Source organism: Pantoea sp. SOD02 (assembly GCF_024707505.1).
Classification (GTDB): Bacteria; Pseudomonadota; Gammaproteobacteria; order Enterobacterales; family Enterobacteriaceae; genus Pantoea; species Pantoea symbiotica.
On record NZ_CP102605.1, the window covers coordinates 302,928 to 322,579 of the forward strand.

The 19,652-nt window shown below is 52.0% G+C and carries 14 protein-coding genes; 8 read left to right on the forward strand and 6 right to left on the reverse strand.

Features of this window, described 5'->3' with window-relative positions; translation table 11 throughout:
* Positions 1–211: 211 nt before the first annotated feature.
* Positions 212–1,573 carry a bifunctional diguanylate cyclase/phosphodiesterase gene (locus NR302_RS20920; protein ID WP_258145712.1) on the reverse strand — a complete coding sequence of 454 codons (1,362 nt, stop codon included), beginning with the start codon at positions 1,571–1,573 and terminating at the stop codon, positions 212–214.
* A 199-nt stretch (positions 1,574–1,772) separates the two neighbouring features.
* Here NR302_RS20920 and NR302_RS20925 point away from each other — a divergent pair, with 199 nt between their 5' ends.
* The 4 genes from NR302_RS20925 to NR302_RS20940 all read left to right on the forward strand — a co-directional run bounded on the left by NR302_RS20925 (position 1,773) and on the right by NR302_RS20940 (position 9,178).
* Positions 1,773–2,333: a non-canonical purine NTP pyrophosphatase gene (locus tag NR302_RS20925; protein ID WP_008108796.1), complete on the forward strand. Its 561-nt coding sequence runs from the start codon at positions 1,773–1,775 to the stop codon at positions 2,331–2,333.
* Positions 2,330–3,124 (forward strand): SIR2 family protein, encoded by a 795-nt coding sequence (locus NR302_RS20930; RefSeq protein WP_008108794.1) that lies wholly within the window; start codon positions 2,330–2,332, stop codon positions 3,122–3,124. The genes NR302_RS20925 and NR302_RS20930 overlap by 4 nt, the downstream gene beginning before the upstream one ends.
* Before the next feature lie 73 nt (positions 3,125–3,197).
* Positions 3,198–3,545 (forward strand): YebG family protein, encoded by a 348-nt coding sequence (locus NR302_RS20935; protein ID WP_258145713.1) that lies wholly within the window; start codon positions 3,198–3,200, stop codon positions 3,543–3,545.
* A gap of 314 nt (positions 3,546–3,859) precedes the next feature.
* Positions 3,860–9,178, forward strand: a complete 5,319-nt coding sequence (locus NR302_RS20940; RefSeq protein ID WP_258145714.1) for an Ig-like domain-containing protein — start codon at positions 3,860–3,862, stop codon at positions 9,176–9,178.
* Positions 9,179–9,289: 111 nt separating this feature from the next.
* On the opposite strand, the gene NR302_RS20945 is transcribed toward NR302_RS20940, so the two are convergent.
* Positions 9,290–10,399, reverse strand: a complete 1,110-nt coding sequence (locus NR302_RS20945; RefSeq protein ID WP_258145715.1) for a Fic family protein — start codon at positions 10,397–10,399, stop codon at positions 9,290–9,292.
* A 350-nt stretch (positions 10,400–10,749) separates the two neighbouring features.
* On the opposite strand from NR302_RS20945, the gene NR302_RS20950 reads away from it, so the two are divergent.
* Positions 10,750–12,690 (forward strand): methyl-accepting chemotaxis protein, encoded by a 1,941-nt coding sequence (locus NR302_RS20950; RefSeq protein WP_258145716.1) that lies wholly within the window; start codon positions 10,750–10,752, stop codon positions 12,688–12,690.
* Here NR302_RS20950 and NR302_RS20955 read toward each other — a convergent pair.
* Together NR302_RS20955 and NR302_RS20960 are read right to left on the reverse strand one after the other, a co-directional pair.
* Complete coding sequence (locus NR302_RS20955) at positions 12,687–13,892, reverse strand: MFS transporter (protein WP_258145717.1); 1,206 nt, start codon at positions 13,890–13,892, stop codon at positions 12,687–12,689. The two genes, NR302_RS20950 and NR302_RS20955, sit on opposite strands and share 4 nt — an antisense overlap.
* A gap of 71 nt (positions 13,893–13,963) precedes the next feature.
* The gene (locus tag NR302_RS20960; RefSeq protein WP_258145718.1) at positions 13,964–14,959 is read right to left on the reverse strand and encodes a GlxA family transcriptional regulator; all 996 of its coding nucleotides are present in this window, start codon (positions 14,957–14,959) and stop codon (positions 13,964–13,966) included.
* A 111-nt stretch (positions 14,960–15,070) separates the two neighbouring features.
* Here NR302_RS20960 and NR302_RS20965 point away from each other — a divergent pair, with 111 nt between their 5' ends.
* Positions 15,071–15,907 (forward strand): alpha/beta fold hydrolase, encoded by an 837-nt coding sequence (locus NR302_RS20965; RefSeq protein ID WP_258145719.1) that lies wholly within the window; start codon positions 15,071–15,073, stop codon positions 15,905–15,907.
* A gap of 30 nt (positions 15,908–15,937) precedes the next feature.
* On the opposite strand, the gene NR302_RS20970 is transcribed toward NR302_RS20965, so the two are convergent.
* The gene (locus NR302_RS20970) at positions 15,938–16,900 is read right to left on the reverse strand and encodes a GlxA family transcriptional regulator (protein WP_258145720.1); all 963 of its coding nucleotides are present in this window, start codon (positions 16,898–16,900) and stop codon (positions 15,938–15,940) included.
* A 113-nt stretch (positions 16,901–17,013) separates the two neighbouring features.
* Here NR302_RS20970 and NR302_RS20975 point away from each other — a divergent pair, with 113 nt between their 5' ends.
* Positions 17,014–17,655, forward strand: coding sequence for an HD domain-containing protein (locus NR302_RS20975; protein ID WP_258145721.1), 642 nt, complete (start codon positions 17,014–17,016; stop codon positions 17,653–17,655).
* On the opposite strand, the gene NR302_RS20980 is transcribed toward NR302_RS20975, so the two are convergent.
* Entirely contained in the window at positions 17,627–18,850 is a 1,224-nt protein-coding gene (locus NR302_RS20980; protein ID WP_258145722.1) for an MFS transporter, read from the reverse strand. The genes NR302_RS20975 and NR302_RS20980 overlap by 29 nt on opposite strands.
* 137 nt (positions 18,851–18,987) lie before the next feature.
* Here NR302_RS20980 and NR302_RS20985 point away from each other — a divergent pair, with 137 nt between their 5' ends.
* Positions 18,988–19,632, forward strand: coding sequence for a TetR/AcrR family transcriptional regulator (locus tag NR302_RS20985; protein ID WP_258145723.1), 645 nt, complete (start codon positions 18,988–18,990; stop codon positions 19,630–19,632).
* The last annotated feature ends 20 nt before the right edge of the window (positions 19,633–19,652 follow it).

A 19,652-nucleotide genomic window follows, 5' to 3' on the forward strand; every position in this document is an offset into this window, starting at 1 on the left:
ATATATGGCGCGGTTTTGTAGGGTGCGCATTAATGCGCACCTGGTCGCCATAAATGCCGATCGTACGAATATATGGCGCGGTTTTGTAGGGTGCGCATTTATGCGCACCTGGCCACCATAAATGCCGATCGTACGAATATAAGGCGCGTTTTTGTAGAGTGCGCATTTATGCGCACCTGGTCACCATAAATGGCGACCCTACAAAGCTGGGTTATATTTTCGCTTTTTTGATCCATACCAGCGCATCAGCAACCGGCAGCGGACGGGCGAAATGGTAGCCCTGAAACAGATGACAACCTTTATCACGCAGGTAGGTGAAATACTCCTCACTCTCAATGCCTTCGGCGAGCACATTCAGTCCCATTTCCCGCGATAACTCGATGGTTTTCTGCACCACAATCGCGGATGATTCATTTTTAAAAATCTGCATGATTAATGATTTATCAATCTTAATATCATTAATGGCGAAATCACTGATCGACTTAAGCGATGAATAGCCAACGCCAAAGTCATCAATCGCCCATTTAACGCCCAGCTGGCTAAAATGGCTGATCACCTCTCCAATGCGCTTTTGATCATAGACAAAGGTAGTTTCAGTAATTTCAAACTTGAGGCGTTCTGGACGGATTTTATAATGTGACAGCGTCAGCAAGGTATCCTGAGTGAAATCCCGGTGTATCAACTGCAGCGGACTGATGTTAATGGAAAAGGCCAAATCACCGAGATACTGACCGCGATCCCATTCGGCGATTTGCTGCAAGGCGCGTTCCATCACCCATTTGCCAATCTCTATTATCAAACCGCTTTTCTCGGCCACGGGAATAAACACTTCTGGCGAGATAAAGCCTTTAGAAGGATGCTTCCAGCGTAGCAAGGCTTCAAATCCGATCAGTTTTTTATTGTTGTTCACCTGTGGCTGGTAATAGAGTTCCAGCTGATTTTTTTCGATGGCTTGCGAAAGTTCGCGTTTGATTAAATCGGTTTCGGAGTAGTTGCCACGCAGTGTGAATGCGGTTAACAAGAGTGCGATCATCGGCACAGCACAGTTAACGATATAAAAGCCGGACTCATGCGGAATATTGAGCTGAAAGGCGCTATGTTGCCATGTTAATCCGGTAGAAATAAAAAAGAGATAAACCGCCAGGCAGATTAACGGGAATATTTTACTTAAGTAAGTGGTTTGCTGGCGCAATACCAATGCCGAACCCACGGTTAACGCCACCAAATAATTGTACTCGGAGTGTTTCTCTACCGCATGACCATTATCCAGCAGGAAAAGCAGCATTATGATCAGTAACAAAGCATGGACGATGATGTAGAGATGTTTGTTCAGCCGGTTACTAAAAGCCGCTACCACAATATAAAATCCTATCGTGGTGCTCAGGCAATATAAGGCTGAAACACCATTTTCTCCCCGAATGAAATTGGTCACAATCATATAAAAACCCGCCAGAATGCTGGAGAATCCAGCAATCAGCAGCGTTAGGCGTAATTTTTTCTCTGGATTATCACCCTGCAAAATGAAGGGCAAATCTCTTAGCATGGAATATCTGGAATTAAAATAAGAGATCATCTGAGGTTCTCATTTTTCTTTGTCATATTTTTCAAATAGCGGCGCATAATTATTTTAGATTCATGCCTGGTGAAAGTCATAGTTTTGTTTACTTAAATAATTGATTGTTCCTACCCAGTTCCCGGTATGCACGTTAGAATCAACTACCAACGGAGAGGCTTTTACCGAGCTTAAACCCACTTTCAACGTACTGATTGCAATGAAAATACGATTCCTGTCTGCCAACGAGCTAAAGCTGGCCGAGGTGCGTACCATCCTTGAGCCGGTCGGTGTCGAAGTGCTGCCTATCGCACGCCGTATTGAAGAGATTCAGACTGAAAATGAGGTCGAACTGGTGCGCGACAAGCTCACCAAAGCGTTCTCGATTATTGGTCGTCCGCTGTTTGTCGAGCATACCGGGCTCTATCTGGATGGTCTGAACGGCTTGCCGGCCGGGCTGACGCGCATCTTCTGGAGCCGCCTGAATGCCGAGCGCTTCACTAAACTGGTGAACGGGCTGGATAGTCCGTGCGTCACGGCGAAAACCGTGCTCGGCTATTGTGACGGGCAAAAAATGTATCAGTTCGAAGGCGAACTGCGCGGCACCATCGCCACCGAGCCTGCTGGTCCTCGCGAATTTCAGTGGGACTGCGTGTTTATCCCGGAAGGGCACACGCAAACCTTCGCCGAAATGGGCGAGCTAAAAAATGAGATTTCAATGCGTCGCCTGGCGCTGGACCGCTTCGCGACCTTTTTGAAAACATCGCGGGGATTGGCATGAAACCCGAGCTAAAACGCGCCTACGATGCCGGTAAACTGATCCTGTTTGCCGGTGCGGGCATTTCACGCAATCTTGGCCTGCCGGAATGGCATGAGCTGATTGCGCATCTGGCTAAAGAACTGGGCTACGACCCGAAAATCTTCAATACCTACGGCACGCATTTATCGCTGGCGGAGTATTACAAACAGCGTAAAGGCTCGCTGGGACCGCTGCGCAGCTGGATGGATCGCGAATGGCATCGCCCGGATATTGACGTGCGCAGTTCTGAAATCCACACCATGATCACGCAAGGCAACTTCTCACGCATCTATACCACCAATTACGATCGCTGGCTGGAGATGGCGCATGAGGCGCACAACGTGCCTTACAGCAAAGTGGCGAACGCAGCAGATTTGGTATCGTTGACCGAAGATAAGCGCCATATCATCAAGCTACATGGTGATTTCGACGACGATACCTCCATCGTGCTGGATGAAAGTAGCTACTTCGAACGCCTCTATTTTGATTCGCCGCTGGATATCAAACTCACGCACGACGTGATGGGCAACTCGGTGTTGTTTGTGGGCTACAGCATCAGCGATTTCAACATCCGTCTGTTATTCTACCGCCTGACAAAAATGTGGGGCCGCACCGGATTGGCTACTGCACGTCCCAAATCGTACCTGTTCACCAACCGCAATAATCCGGTGGCGAAAGAGGTGTTGGGACAATGGGGTATTGAGATGATCGTCTCGGAAGAGGACGATCCGCGCAAAGCGTTGGCGCTGTTCCTGGAAGAATTACTGGCTTAAAGGCAGAAAGTGATTGCCTGAGAAAGTTTGATCAGAATATACTGTATATAAATACAGTTAACCGAGGTGCATCATGGCAGTCGAAACCAAATATGTTGTAGTCAGAAAGGGTGAAGAAAAGATGACGTTTGCCAATAAAAAAGACGCGGATGCCTGGGACAAAATGCTCGATATGGCAGACGCCTTTACCGATTGGCTGCAGCAGCATCAGCCAGAATTGGGTGAAGCGCAGGCCGAAGCATTGGGTCTGCTGTTGGCTGAACAGAAAGATGCTGTGCAGCATATCCTGCGCACCAGCAAACTGCCGGATATCGTAAAGGAAGAAGAGGTTGCGGAAGCGCCTGAAGCTTCTGCGGAAACCGAGACCGAAGTGGAAGCGGCAGCGCCGGAAAAGAAAGTTCGCGCGGTTAAAGCGGCTTAAATGATTTTGTGATCCCGGCGCACGGGTCACACGAATAGAGGGCATAGCTGAGGATTTTCACTATGCCCTCTATTAAAATTGCGAAATAAAAACTTTAAGTTTTAGATTCTTTTTAATTAAAAAGAGGTGGTTTTAATTAAAAGTAATCATGAACCCTCACAGGCTAGATAAATATTAATTGGTATATAAATAAATTTTATCATTGATGGTTATAAGAAGTTTCTTTGATTTTTAAATCCAAGAATTGTCTTGGGCAATTTTTTTAAAGCTGATGATTAACATGTGGAGCGTTTATTCTAAACAAGGAAGCTCCAATGAATAACTTTAACAATACCCCTTCATCATCCCTTAGAACGGCTAAGGTTACGCCGGTCACCATCGCTACAGCAGAAGATAATGTTAAAAACCATCAATACCTGGGCAATGGCCGGGGTTCAATGGATGACACACGTCCTACCTTTTATGGCATGGCGGGTGCGAACGAAATCGTTACGTTGTATGCAGGATTGGTAGCACTCGGCTCAGTGAAAGCCAATGCTCGTGGGGAATGGTCTCTGGAAATCAATCAGGACTTACCCGCGGGCAGCAACAACATTGTGGCCAAGACTGAACAATCTCAAAGCGCCAACTTTGTAGTGAACATCGAAGCAACCGCTATTCCGGTAACGCTGGAAGTGCGGGATGCAGTAACGGGGAATCTGGTAGAAAGCGGCAGCGAGTTGACCTCCAGGCCTGTTTTGTCTGGCACCGCAGCTGCGCTGGCGACCGTAGAAATCGCGATCAATACCGGCAGAGAAACGATGTATGCGACCGTAACGGCAAATGAAACCGGTCATTGGACATTTAGCCCTGATTCGCTTCCCGTGGATCGTATTTTAAACACATCGCTCGAAATCAGCGTCTCAAGTGGCGATACCAGCGTAGCTAATTTCCACGTTGTAGTTGTTCCAACCGTGGCCGAGCCTATTCCGCTGGTAATCAACTCGGCATGGGATTGGGCCGAGAATATATCCGTGGCCAGTGGTGGCAAAGTAGCTCGCTCCCCAGACTTTACTGGGACAGCTGAACCGCACTCTACCGTGGAAATCGTTTATTATCTGAAGGGATATTTATCTGGCGGTATTGTGCTGGAAAGTGTCCCCGTCGACGCTGACGGCGTGTGGCGTTCGACAAAAAGTATTCCGGGACAATTTATTAATCGGGATTTAGATGTCTATGTCAGGTCAGGTGACCAGATTAGTCCTGTCTTCCAAATTAAAGTGGTCCCAGGTTATCAATATCCTGCAGAAACAATTGCACCAGAAGAACCCACAGCACCTGTCGTGCCTACAGAACCAACCGAACCACCAGAAGGTGAAACACTTCCTCTGGCTGTTGTCACAGCACGAGATTATTTGTACCAACAGGAAGTGACCAGCGGTGGCACCGTTAAGCATTCGCCGTTGTTTTCTGGCACAGCTGAACCTTATGCCATCATTCAGTTACTATTTACCACCGCGGGTAAACATCTTACTCCTCTCATTTTAGAAACTATTGAGGTCGATGCTAATGGAAATTGGAGTTCTCAAAGGCCATTGCCGTCTCGCTACACCAATGTAGAGTTGGAAATTTACGCCAAATCAGGTGAGCAGGTTAGCGATCCTTTCCTGATAAAAATCGATGATAATCATGTGTATCCAGTGGAACCCGTTGAACCAACAGATCCTGAGATAATTATCCCTGTTGAACCTGTTGAACCTGTTGAACCTGTTGAACCTGTTGAACCTGTTGAACCTGTTGAACCTGTTGAACCAACCGAACCACCAGAGGGTGAAACGCTTCCTCTAGCAATTACCACAGCACGGGATTTTCTGTACCAACAAGAAGTGACCAGTGGTAACACCGTCAAGCATTCACCTATATTTTCTGGAACGGCTGAACCCTTTGCCACCATTACATTATTATTCTCACTTCCAGGCAATTATTCAGCCGCCCTGGTGTTGGACACCGTTAAAGCCGATGAGAATGGGAATTGGCGTTCTCAAAAGATATTCCCGTCTCGTTACACCAATATTGAGTTTGAAATTTATGCCAAATCAGGCGATCAGGTTAGCGATCCTTTCCTAATAAAAATCGATGCTAATCATATATATCCTGCGGATCCCGTTGTCCCAACCGACCCTGAGATAATCATTCCAGTCACCATTGATCGTGTATGGGATAACGTTGGTTCCACCAAGCTGCTGCAGAATGGACGTGGAACTACTGATGATCAGCATCCAACATTCCAGGGTACCGCCGCAAAAAATACTTTGGTCATGTTGTATAACGGTGATGTTTCAATTGGCAGTGCATGGAGCAATAACGAGGGCCGTTGGCACGTTGAGATCCCCATAGCATTAAGCAGTGGTTGGAACTCCATCGTCGCCAAAGCCGGTGAAAACACCAGTAGTGCTTTTAGAATCAACGTATTACTGCCACAAGATGTTGAAGTGGTCATTACGCAAGTTTCTGAGAGTGCAACCGGTAAATTGATTGATAGTGGTGCGGTACTAACGCCCGAGGATCGCCCATTATTTATGGGTACGGCGGCTGCCGATCAAACAGTTCGTTTATACAGTGGCGATATTCTTCTGGGTGTTACCACGTCAAACTCACTTGGTCAGTGGACTATAGAACTTTCTTCAGCACTGCCTGATGGTATTAACAACATTGTTGTCAAGACCGCGCATCGAGAAAGCCCAGCGTTTGTTATCGAATCACAGCCGGTAGCAATTCCAGAAGAACCTATTATTCCGGTTTACATCGATGGCGTGCTGGATAACGTCGGCGATATTAAATGGCTGATGCATGGCGTAGGCAAGACTGACGATGCGAACCCAACGTTCTCAGGGCGGGCAGGAGCTAATCAAATCGTTACGCTATCCAATGGTTATAAAATTCTGGGCAGCACCACTGCCAATGATGACGGCTATTGGTCTCTGGAAATTCCGGTTTCACTTGGCAGCGGTTGGAACTCAATTTCTGCAAGAACCAGCAACAGTGAAAGTATGGTCTTCAGAATTAACGTTGAATTACCGCAAGATGTGCCGGTTACCATTGCTTCTGTTCAGGATAATGTCGGCACGCCGCAGTCCCTGATGAACGGCATCGGCAGCACCGACGATGCGAATCCAACCTTCTCGGGTCATGCTGGCGCATACCAACTTGTTACCCTTTACAGCGGTAACACCGTGTTAGGCAGCGTAAATGCGGACGGTTCAGGCCGCTGGTCGCTGGAGATCCCTGTGGCGTTAACCGATGGTCGTCATCATGTGGTTGCTAAAACCGAAACTCAGCAGAGCGGTGGTTTTAACATCAATGTTCAGACAGTTATCGATGTGCCGGTTACCATTGCTTCAGTCAAAGATAACGTCGGCGCACCGCAGTTCCTGATGAACGGCATTGGCAGCACTGACGATGCGAACCCAACCTTCTCCGGCCGTGCCGGTGCGATGCAAGTTGTCACGCTCTATAGCGGCGATAAAGTGCTGGGCAGCACAACTGCAGACGGCTCAGGTTACTGGTCTCTCGAGATTCCAGTGGCACTGGAAAATGGACGTCACTACGTAGTGGCAAAAACGGCCACGAAAAGCAGTGGTGCTTTTGCTATCAATGTCCAGGCTGAGCAAGATATCCCGGTCACCATTACAAGCGTGTTTGATAATGTGGCGGAGCAAGGATTTTTATCGAGCGGTAGAGGCTCAACTGATGATGCGAATCCTACATTTACGGGGCGCGCAGGTGCCGATGAAATCGTAACGCTGTACAGCGGCAACAAAGTTCTTGGTAGCGTGAAAGCTGATCGCTTTGGCAACTGGAGTCTGGAAATTCCTGTCGAGTTGAACCAAGGTTCTAATCTCGTAATAGCTAAAACAGCTAACATGCAAAGCGAAGGTTTTATCGTTAACCTCAACTTGCCGCAGAACACACCTGTCACTATTCAGGTAGCCTACGACAATGTCGGTGAGCACATGTGGCTGGTTGGCAACAATAATATCACCGACGATACCCATCCGACCTTCCACGGCACGGCCGGTGCGCGTGAATTGGTAACGCTTTATAGCGGCGATGCGGTGCTGGGTAGCGTCAGAGCCAATGATAATGGCAACTGGTCGCTGGAAATCACCACTCCCCTCACCGAGGGGCTCAATCATGTGATCGCAAGAACATCGCACCAGGAAAGTAATGCTTACGAGGTCTATATTTCCCTTCCTAAAGATGAACCACTTAGCATTAATATCGTCTGGGATAATGTGGGTACTCAGCAGTGGTTGCCTAGCGGTAGCGGTGTTATTGATGATGCCAGTCCAACGTTTTACGGTAGTTCATTGCCTTATCAGACGGTTTCGCTTTATCGCGGTACCGAATTATTAGGTGTCACCGAAGCAAACATGGCGGGTCAATGGGAACTGAAGATTCTGGCCGCATTGGGTGATGGTCAGCATGAAATTATTGCGGTCACATCAACAAAGCAAAGTGAGCCGTTCGTGGTGACCGTTGCGTTGCCTGCCCCGACAGACGAGCCGCTGGAAATTACCTACGCCCACGACATGTACGCGAAAACAGATTCAGTCTGGAGTGGCAGTGGTGTCATTGATGATGCAAATCCATTCTTTGGTGGATCGGCAGGACGTGGTGAGTGGGTAACGATTTACCTTGGCGATCGTGCGGTCGGCAGCGTGCAAGCTAATGATTCAGGGCTGTGGCGAGTACAAATTACAGAGTCATTGACCAGTGGTTCGCATAGCCTTGTCGCGAAAACGGCTACGCAGGAGAGTACGCCATTCATTCTTGAGGTGCTTCTGCCGCAGGATACACCAACCAATATTCACTCGATGTGGGACAGCGTTGGTCAGCAGCAGAGTATTTATGAAGATGGCGCGCGCATTGATGATCCTCGCCCAACTTTATACGGCACTGCGGGTGCCTGGGAACGTGTGACGCTTTATGTCGATGGCGTCCCGATGGGCGAAGACGTGGCAGATAATTACGGTAATTGGGAAATCCGTGTCGATCGCGATTTAGCGCTGGGTGACCACGTAGTGACGGTATCAACCCCTTCACAGCAAAGTGGAGAACTGCATTTCTCCGTGGTTACTGCTGCAGAAGAACCGGTATCTATCACTCTGGCCAGTGTAGAAGCCGATAACCTGATTGGTGCTGAATATTTGTTCTCGGGTGAATCAATCGAGGTTGCAAATCCAATGATTGTCGGCAAAGCAGCGCCTGAACAGCTGGTTACGCTTTATGCATCAGACAACACTGTGTTGGGCAGTAACGTAGCAAACAGTTATGGAATGTGGGAGATTCAAGCGACTCTCAGCGTCGGCGAAAATCAGTTGACCGCTGCAACGTCTGGCGCGATCAGTGAACCGTTCGTAATTACGTTGACGCCAGCTGCATTTTCACTGGACTTCTTAAGTGAGTTGCTGCCAGAAGATATGCCAGCGCTGTTCGCCGAAGAGGACGCAATCGCCAACAATGAGTTGTTGCAGCTTGAAATTAGCGAATCAGATATGGCAGAGATTTCGTTTAACGCTTATCAGACAAGCGTGGAATTTATTCCTGCAACTGCCAACCCTCTCAATGAAACTCAGTGGGAAAATATTTGACGTTAAGTCCGAAAATCTAACCCAAATTGCCGGGTAAGCAGATTTACCGGTAAGTTTCTAAACCAAGCCGCAATGCATTTTATTGCGGCTTTTTTTGTCTTTGAATCATCATCAACATTTAATTTGATACCGCGTACTTCGCCCGCCGCCCGGTAATTTATCCAGACAACCTTTCGCCAGCAATTCAGTCAGATGTCGCGTCGCCGTGGCTTTACTCACTTTCGCCACTTTCTGATACTGACCTGCGCTGATGCCTTCACTGAATCCCTGTTCTCCGCCATCCAGTAAGCGATTCAGCACGCGGGTTTGCTCCGCACTCAATTCAGCTGCGTTGTGCATCAACCAGAAGCGCGCTTTATTTTGCGTGCGCGTGACGGTTTCCAGCGCCTGTTCAAGACTGTCATTTAGCACATCACAAAACCACAGCAACCAATCGGTAACGTCTATTGCACCGCGCTGCGTCTCCTGCAGGATGCGGTAATAGTCGGCACGTCGCGCCAGAATCGATGCGGACATGGCATACAAACGGATGCTCTGGCTATCAGCCTGCGCCAGCGCCAAATCGGTGAGGGCGCGAGTGATACGTCCATTACCGTCATCAAACGGGTGCAGCGTAACGAACCACAAGTGGCACAACGCGGCGCGCAGCAGCGGATCGAGCAGCGGATCCTCGCGACTGTGATTAAACCAGGCGATAAATTCCTCCAGCTGCGCTTCCAGCCCGGCGCGTGGTGGCGCTTCGAAATGTACCGTTGGTCGATCGATACGGCCTGAAACCACCTGCATTGGCTCATCGCCGCGCAGCGTACCCACATTTAGCCGCTTGATGGTCCATTCACTTTCGGGAAACAGCCAGCGATGCCACTGACACAAACGCGCCAACGTTAATTCCTGATCGCGTTGCGTAATGGCATCCAGCATCATGGTTGCCAAACCTTCTGAACGTTCGGAAACCGGGTAAGGCTGATCGAGCGAAACGCCTAAACGACGGGCAAGCGAAGATCGTACCGATTGCGCGTTGACGCGCTCATCTTCAATCGCTGAGGAAGAGAGTATATTGCTGAGCAGCGTATCCAGCGTTTGTTGCTCGCTGTTATCTTGCACGCTGGCACGGCCCAGCAACACGCCCCGTTGCTGCTGCAACTGGCGCAGGCGCGGCAGTAACTTCTCATCTTGCCAGCGAAACTGCGGCCAATCGGGCTGCTGCCAAATCCACATCATAAGCTCACTCCTGAATTGCATGAGCTGAATAGGATTGATATTCGGCTCATATAGTGAGCTGAATAATAGCCTGTAATCAGCTCATTGACCAGAAGGGAGCGGGCGGGCATTGGGCGAGAATCTGATGCCGGTCGCCATTAATGGCGACCCTACAAGGATTGGCGCGTTTTCGTAGGGTGCGCATTCATGCGCACCTGGATAACGCCACGCGTGGCGATTCAATAGCGCTCTGATCCGACCTCCTTTGCCATCAAGTTCCCCCGCCGCGCGCCGATAGAGTGTTCAAAGGGATGTACGCGCACAGGGAGTGGTTCTGATTACCGAAAAGTGTCAACTCCAGGAGCGCCATAATGGCCAAACACGCATCACCTAAGAAAAAAATGAGCACCCGCACGCAGATGCTGCTGACGGGCGCCTTAACCATCACGCTCGGCTTTGCCGTGACCATCGGCGTGCTTAGCTGGCAATCCAGCAATGAACAAAAGTCGCTCGCTGAAAACTACCTGCAGCAGATAGCGCAAAGCCAGGCGCTGCAAATTCAGCATCAACTCAGCTATGCGCGCGATGTGGCGCATAACCTTGGCCACAGCCTAATCGCGTTGCCAGCGGCAGGGATTCAGGACCGTAAAGTCGCCGATAAGCTGATGGAATCCGCGCTACGCGATAATCCCGATTATCTGTCGATCTCTGTGATCTTTGAAGAGAACGCCTTCGACGGACGTGACGCGGAGTTTGCCACCCAACCCAATGCGGCACCGAAAGGTCGCTACGCGTTCTTTGTCGACCGCGATCAAAGCGGCAAATTCAACATGCATCCGCTGACCTCAATCTTCACGCCGGGTCAGGGCGATTACTATCTGCTGCCGCAAAAAAGCCAGAAAGACATGCTGATCGAGCCATACAGCTACGCCTACAACGGCGTGCCGACGCTGCTGACCTCGGTGGCGGCACCGATTGTCAGCCAGGGCAAACTGTGGGGCGTAGTGACGTCCGATATTTCACTGGCGTCGCTGCAGGAGAAGGTCAACAAAATCAAACCGTGGGAAGGCAGCGGCTATGCGATGTTGCTCTCCAGCGCGGGCAATGTGGTCTCTTATCCGGATAAAAACCAGACCAGCAAGCCGTGGAAAGGCGATACCAACAACTTCAGCAGCAGCGTGATGGAACATCATGATGCCTTGCTGGGTGAAGATGTGTTGGTGACGTGGCAGCCGGTGGTAATTGGTAACAGCGATCAGAAATGGTATCTCGGCGTGGTTGCGCCGGTTAGCCAGGTGATGGCTGCGGCACATCGACAACTGATCAACGCGGTGATCCTGATGATCATCAGCATTCTGGTGGTGTGTACGCTACTGGGTATGCTGTTCAGCCGCAAAGTGCTGAAGCCGATTGGTGGCGAACCGCTGGAAGCTGCGACCATCGCGCTGGCCGTCGCCGATGGCAAACTTGATAACGTCATCACGCTGAAAGGGCGCGATAACAGCAGCTTGTTCTATGCGCTGCATACCATGCAAAACCAGCTGCGCGAGATTGTGGGACAGATTCAGGATGCCAGTTCATCGGTGCGTCAGGGCGCGGGTGAAATCGCCAGCGGAAACCTCAATCTCGCCTCGCGCACTGAGCAGCAAGCTGCCGCGCTGGAGCAAACGGCCGCCAGCATGGAGCAGATCACCGCCACGGTGAAACACAACGCCACCAACGCGCATCAGGCAACCACATTGACCGACAATGCCACGCATATCGCTAGCCGCGGTGAAACGCTGGTGGGCGAAGTGGTGCAAACCATGGCGCAGATCGACGATAGCGCGAAGAAGATTGGCGACATCACCGCCATCATCAACAGCATCGCCTTCCAGACCAATATTCTGGCGCTTAACGCCGCAGTAGAAGCGGCACGCGCCGGTGAACAAGGGCGCGGCTTTGCTGTGGTGGCGTCGGAAGTGCGTAATCTGGCCCAGCGCAGCGCCAATGCGGTGAAAGATATCGGTGCGCTGATTCAGGAGTCCACGCAGCGCGTCGGCAGCGGTGTGCAGCTGGTGCAGGATGCTGGCAGAACCATGCAGGAGATGACGCAGGCGGTGAATTCAGTGCGCACCATCATTGGTGAAATTGTGATTGCGTCCGATGAGCAGGCGCGTGGCATCAGCCAGGTGACCATCGCGGTGAACGAGATGGACAGCACCACACAGCAGAACGCCGCGCTGGTGCAGGAGATGTCCGCCGCTGCCAGTTCGCTGGAAGATCAGGCTTCGCAGCTGGCAAACACGGTTGGGCGTTTCCAACTGAGCTAAGTATGAGCGGCTGATTTATTTGATAGTCGGCTGCCCATCCACCATGTCATCAGCGCTGCGCAGGCGATCACGCCTAACACGGCAAAGGTCACATGATAGGAGTAGGCAGCCGCAATATTCCCAGCCAGCGCCGGGCTCATTGCCGCGCCGATCCCCTGCATCAGCATGATAAAACCCTGTCCCGCGTTGGTATGTCCGCTCCCTTGCAAGATTTTGACAATGTAGCCGGGGATCGCCACGCCAAGCAAACCCGCTGCCATTCCATCCAGTATCTGCACCGGAACCATCGAAAACGTGCTGTCAAACAGGGAGGCAATCAGCGCACGCACCGGTAACACCAACAGTGCCAAAGTGATTAACTTTGTATACCCGAAACGCGAGGCATGGCGTGCGGCATAGAGCGCCATCGGGATCATGACGCACTGAGAAATCACCACCGTTGCGGCCGCGTAAAGTCCGGGGCTGATTTCAGCACTGTGCGCTGAGGCAACGCGCAAACTTAACATCGGCAACAGCGCTGCGTTGCCCAGATGAAACAGCAGCAGGGTTAACGCGGTAATGATCAACGCTGGATGGCGAACAACATGGCTGAGGCGCGGAAGGGTATCGCCGGATGAAGCGCTTGTCATACCGCGCGCGGCGACGTCATCAATCTCTTCACTGCGAATGAACAGCACAGCCAGCGCAGCACACAGCGCCATGGTTGTCATCAGCACAAACACCGCGCCGGTTCCCCAGTACCACACTGCAGCGCCAGCAATGATGGCAGCGGTCATGTTTCCGCCATGATTGAAGGCTTCATTTTTCCCCATTTGCTGACCAAAACCGTCCGGGCCGGTTAAACCCAGAGTAATGCCGGTCAGTACAGGCGCAATGAGCGCCGCTGAGAGGCCAGTGACAATCTGCGACAAAACGGTGATCCAGGCTTGATCGAAATACCAGAGCAGCAAAGTGGTGCAAGTGATCAGCATTGAACCGGCAAGCAGCAGCGATCGTTTATGGCGCGTAGCGTCAGTTGCCAGCCCGGCCGGAAGCGTAGCGACAAGCCCGGCGAGGCCACCGGCGGTCATCACCCAGCCGATATCGCCCGCATTCCAGTGACGTTCGGTGAGAAAGATGCCAAGGAAGGGGCCGAGACCGTCCCGAACGTCAGCCATAAAAAAGTTAACCAGACACAAAGCCTGAAGCGAACGCAGTGGCATATGAATTCTCATCGATTCAATGGGAAGGAAACGATCATAATCATGGCAGGAAAACAGCACTTTGCCTGCGGTTAATCGCTCTGGGCGGTGCCAAACCGCTGCCGATACTGGCCGGGCGTGACGCCGGTGAGTTTACGGAATATTTTACGGAAAGCGGAAGGATCGCCGTAGCCGATTTCCCAGGCAATCTGATCAACCGAACGATTGCTGAGTTCCAGCGCATCACGCGCTTTCATGATACGTACCTGCTGCACATAATCCGTTGGCCGCATGCCGGTCGCTTTCTGAAAATGGCGCAGAAAGGTACGTGGCGTCATGCTCGCCAGCGCTGACATGCTCTCAATGCTGTGCTGTTCAGCAAAATGGGCGTGCAGATGATGCTGTGCGCGCAGAATCTGGCTGTCGCCGTGCTCGAAATTGGGGATAAACGCGGAGTAGGTGCTTTGCTCACGGCGTGGCGGATCGATCAGTAAAAAGCGCGAAGTCGCTAGCATGGTGCCGGTGCCGAGCACTTTTTCAATCAGCGTTAAACCCAAATCGGTCCACGCCAGAATGCCGCCAGCGGTAATAATATCGCCGTCGTCGATCACCATATTTTCCACCGCGACATTCACCGCAGGAAAACGCTCCGACAACGTCTGCGCAAAGGCCCAGTGCGTAGTGGCGCGACGGTGATTAATCAGTCCGGTTTCTGCCAGCACAAAAGCACCGGCGCACACCGAACAGAGCGTTACGCCTTGATCATAAAGCTCGCTCATCCAGTTAGCTGGGATCTTCATCGGCACCATTTTTGCCGGTTGCACCAGGCTTGGCGGCGCAATCACGTGGCTTAAGCGATGCGGCGTATCGGGATGGCTATCCCAGATACAGGCCATTTTGTCGCTCTGCGCATCGATCTGCCAATGCGACACCCGAATCGCGCGCTTGCTCGCCTCTCCGGAAATAGCCTCCGCCCATTCTGCAGCTATCCTGAACATATCGGTTAGGCCATAAATCGCCGCAAGCTGGCAATCGGGATAGATCACCAGGCCAATCTCCGCCACAACGTTATCTTCAGCAATTTTCATTATTTGTCACTTACAGCCCTTAATGTGTCATATTTGACAATATTAGCCGCTGCCGCTTTCCCTGACAATAAGCCCATCAAACGCAAACAATCACCTACAGAGGACATTCTCATGAGCAACGGCATCATTACTACTCAAGACGGCACCCGCATTTTCTACAAAGATTGGGGCCCAAAAAATGCCCAACCGGTGGTGTTTCACCACGGCTGGCCGTTAAGCGCCGATGACTGGGACAACCAAATGTTGTTCTTCCTGGCGCAAGGTTGTCGCGTTATCGCCCACGACCGTCGCGGTCATGGCCGTTCCGATCAGACCGATAGCGGCAATGATATGAACACTTACGCCGCCGACGTGGCAGAACTGGCTAAAGCACTTGACCTGCGCAACGCTATCCATATCGGTCACTCAACCGGTGGCGGTGAAGTGGCACGTTATGTGGCGCACGCCGAGCCAGGCCGCGTGGCGAAGGCGGTGTTGATGGGCGCAGTGCCGCCAATCATGCTGCAAACCGCCGCCAATCCGGAAGGTTTGCCGAAATCGGTGTTTGACGGTTTCCGCTCGGCGCTGGCAGCCAACCGCGCGCAGTTCTTTATCGATGTGCCAGCGGGTCCGTTCTATGGCTTCAATCGTCCGGGTGCGAAAGTCAGTCAGGGCTTGATCGATAACTGGTGGCGTCAGGGCATGGCGGGCGGCGCTAAGGCGCAATACGACTGTATTACGGCCTTCTCGGAAACTGATTTTACCGAAGATTTGAAGGCGATCACGGTGCCGGTGTTGGTGCTGCACGGGGAAGACGATCAGGTAGTGCCGATTGATGATTCGGCGCATAAGGCGATTAAGTTGCTCAAGCATGGCACGCTGAAAACCTATCCAGGTTTGTCGCACGGCATGTTCGCGACTCATCCTGAGCAGATAAATCCTGACCTGCTGGCGTTTGCGAAAGCGTAGGATACGCGATGGTCGCCATGAATGGCGACCCTACGACAAACGCGTTATTTTTCGGTATGCGGCGGGTGTAATGCCGGTTACCCGGCTGAACACCCGCCGCATCACGTCAGCGCCGGAAAATCCGCACTCTAATGCCAGCGTTTTTGCCGGCAGCGATTTCTGCTCCAGCATCTGTTTCGCTTTGGCCACGCGCTCACGCTCTAGCCATTGTCCCGGCGTCATTCCCAACTCATTGCGGAACAGACGCGTCAGATGCCTTTCACTGATCGCCATATGTTCTGCCAACATCGCCACGGTTTTTACCTCCGCCAGATGCGCAATCACCCAACGCTGTAACTCCTGCAACGCCGAACGGCCGCTCAACGACGCGCTATTGCTGCGCATAAAATGCGTCTGATTGACCGGACGACGGAAAAACATCACCAGATGCGCAGCGATCTCAATCGCAACTTCACGTCCAAGATCCTCTTCCACCAGACGCAGCGCTAAATCCAGCCCGGACGTAACGCCTGCAGCGGTGCGCACACGCCCATCGGCAACGCACAATGCATCGGCATCTACGGTTACATCTGGAAAGCGCGAAGCCAGCAAAGCTGCGCTTTCCCAATGCGTGGTCACGCGTTTGCCGGCCAGCAATCCGGTACGCGCCAGCAGCAGCGCGCCGCTGCACACCGAGCCAAAACGCTGGCTGCGCTGGCATAAACCGCTCAGCGCATGCAGCAGGTTGTCATCGGCAGCAAAATCTTCTATGCCCGGCGCGCCCGCGATCAGAAAGGTGTGCGGCGCAAAGTTCTGCGTTTCAGCCAGCTGCAAATCTGCGCTAAGCCGGACGCCGGATGATGCATGAATTTCATCGCCATCAACCGCGATAATGCGTGGCGTATAAATCTGCCGCTGCAGCAGACGGTTGGCTTCGGCAAACACATCCAGCGGGCCGCAAACGTCGAGTAGCTGCACGCCCGGCACCGCCAGAATCGCTATTTCATGACGCATTCAATTCCTCATGTCGCAAAACATCATAATGTCTTTAATCGTCTGTAATGGTCACTTTAAGACTTTTAGCCTGCGCTTTATGGTGGAAAAAGACAACCAACCGGAGAGAGAAAATGAGTTTGAACATCACTGGCATCCACATCCCCGATAGCAAAATGGCGCGTGAAGCGACGGAGTTTGTGCGCGATACCGAATCAGAGTTGCTGTTTAACCACTCCAGCCGCGTCTATTACTGGGGCGCACTGGCGGGACAGCAGCGTGGACTTCATGTCGATCGCGAGCTGCTGTATATCGGCTGCATGTTCCATGACATTGGTCTGACGCACGAACACTGCAGCTGCGATAAGCGTTTCGAAGTGGACGGCGCCAATGCCGCGCGGGAATTTCTGCAAGGCTACGGCATCGCGCCCAGCGATATCGACAAGGTGTGGACCGCGATTGCGCTGCATACCACGCCGGGAATCCCAGAGTTTATGGCGCCAGAAATCGCGCTGGTAACCGCTGGCGTGGAGATGGACGTGCTGGGCATCGGCTATGAGAAGTTTACTGAAGAGGAGATTGGTGCTGTGACGGCAAACTATCCGCGCCCGGCGGCGTTCAAGGAGGAGATTATTCAGGCCTTTTATGATGGCATCCGGCATAAACCGGACACCACTTTTGGCAATGTGAAAGCCGATGTGATTAAGGATAAACAGCCAGATTTCTCACCGCTCAACTTCTGTAGCGTTATCCGTCAGTCTCGCTGGCCGGGCTGAGTGTGGTTTTCGCCCGGCTGTTCTCAGCCGGGAAACCCTGTTTAGCACGCAACGCAATCCCTAACGCGACCAACAGCAATAGCAGAATCGCCCACGGAAAAGATTGGGAGCCGACATGTTCAAGCAACATTCCGCCCGTCAAACCGCCGAGGGCGATAGCGCTGTTCCAGGTGACGACATTCATGGAGAGCGCAACATCGGCATATTCACCGGCGGCATCTGCCAGCGCCGTTTGCAGCAGCGTTGCGGCTCCGCCGAAGGTGAGTCCCCAAACGGCAATTCCCACATAGATTACGGCGGGTGTTGGTGTACTCAGACCAAAAATCACTGACACCGTAGCAAAGATGGTGAGTGACAGCAGCACAGCCTTGCGCAGATGGGTATCAATAATTTTGCCGGTAATGAATATTCCGCCCAATGCCGCAATGCCAAAGATCAGCAGCACCACATCCACGCGATGCGCCAGACCGGCTGAAGTAATGAACGGCGCGATGTAGGTATAAAGAATGTTATGCGCCAGCATCCAGGTAAGCACCACGCCGAGCACGGCACACACGCCGGGAAGTCGTAATACTGCGCCAAGCGGCATTTTTTGCGTGGCAGATTGGCCGGGATAGTTCGGCACAGCCAGCAGAATCCAGCCAATAAGAATGATAGAAAGCCCGGACATCGCAGCAAAAGTCAGACGCCATCCCAGCAATGATCCCATCCATGTTCCGGCTGGAACACCGAGCGAAAGGGCGATTGGCGTGCCCACCATGGCGAGCGCCAACGCGCGTCCCTGCAGCGATGGAACCACCATTTTTCGCGCATAGCCCGCAATCAGACTCCACGCTAAACCGGCTGAAGCGCCGGCAAAAAATCGTGCGATTAAGATGATGACGACGTCAGAAGAGACGGCGGTGAGAGTGTTAAACAGCAGAAATCCGCACACGGTGCTCAGCAGCACAGCTCGTCTCGACCAGCTTCGGGTCAGCAATGTCAGCGGAATCGCGGCCAGTAGTGAACCGGCTGCATAAGCGGTAACCCATTGTCCGGCCAGCGACGGGGAAATATTGAGTCCCTGACTGATTTGTGGCAGCAAACCGGCGGGTATGGTTTCGGTCAAAATGCAGATAAAACCGGCCATTGCCAGCGCCAAAAGCGCCAGTATCGGTAGCCGTTGGGCTTCTTCATGCTTAAACGTTGAATTCATTATTTAGCCTGCTTGTGTTTTGCAACAGCGCCGCGAAGCGCTATGGATATATGTATCGATCGGTATTTATATTGCGGAGGCCAGCTGTGCGTTGTCAATGAATTCTGTATCGATTAGTATAAATAGCGGAGGACGTGATGATGAGAACAGGCAGACCAAGACAATTTGACCGCGATGAAGCGGTGATCAAAGCGATGCACCTTTTCTGGGAAAACGGCTATGAATCAACCTCGCTGGCGCAGCTCAAAGCCTCAATAGGCAACGGCATAACTGCGCCAAGCTTCTATGCCGCGTTTGGATCGAAAGAGGCGCTCTTTGCTGAAGCCGTGAACTGTTATTTGCAAACCCATGCACAGGTTACGGAAGCCTTATGGGATAGCAGCGTGCCCGCCCGCCAGGCGCTGGAAACTGCGCTGCTCAACTCCGCCAGAATGCAGTACGATCTTTCGCATCCGCGCGGGTGCATGGTTGCACTGAGCGTGATGTCTTCCTGCTCAGATGAAAACCGCCACGTGTTAAAACCGCTTGAAGCATCGCGTATGCGCACCGGTGAAGGGATCAAGCATTGCGTTGAAAGGGGGATCAGCTGCGGTGAGTTGCGGGATGAGGAAGAAACGCTTTCCCTGGCGGTCAGCTTCAACAGTTTCATGTTGGGAATCTCGACGCTGGCGCGCGATGACGTCCCTCTCGCCGAAATTGAGCGGGGAATCGCTCAGATGATGAGGTTATGGGATGCCTCGCGGGCTGTAGACATAAACTCTACAATGAGTAAGAAATCCTAGCACTATCTTATGGTTTACGC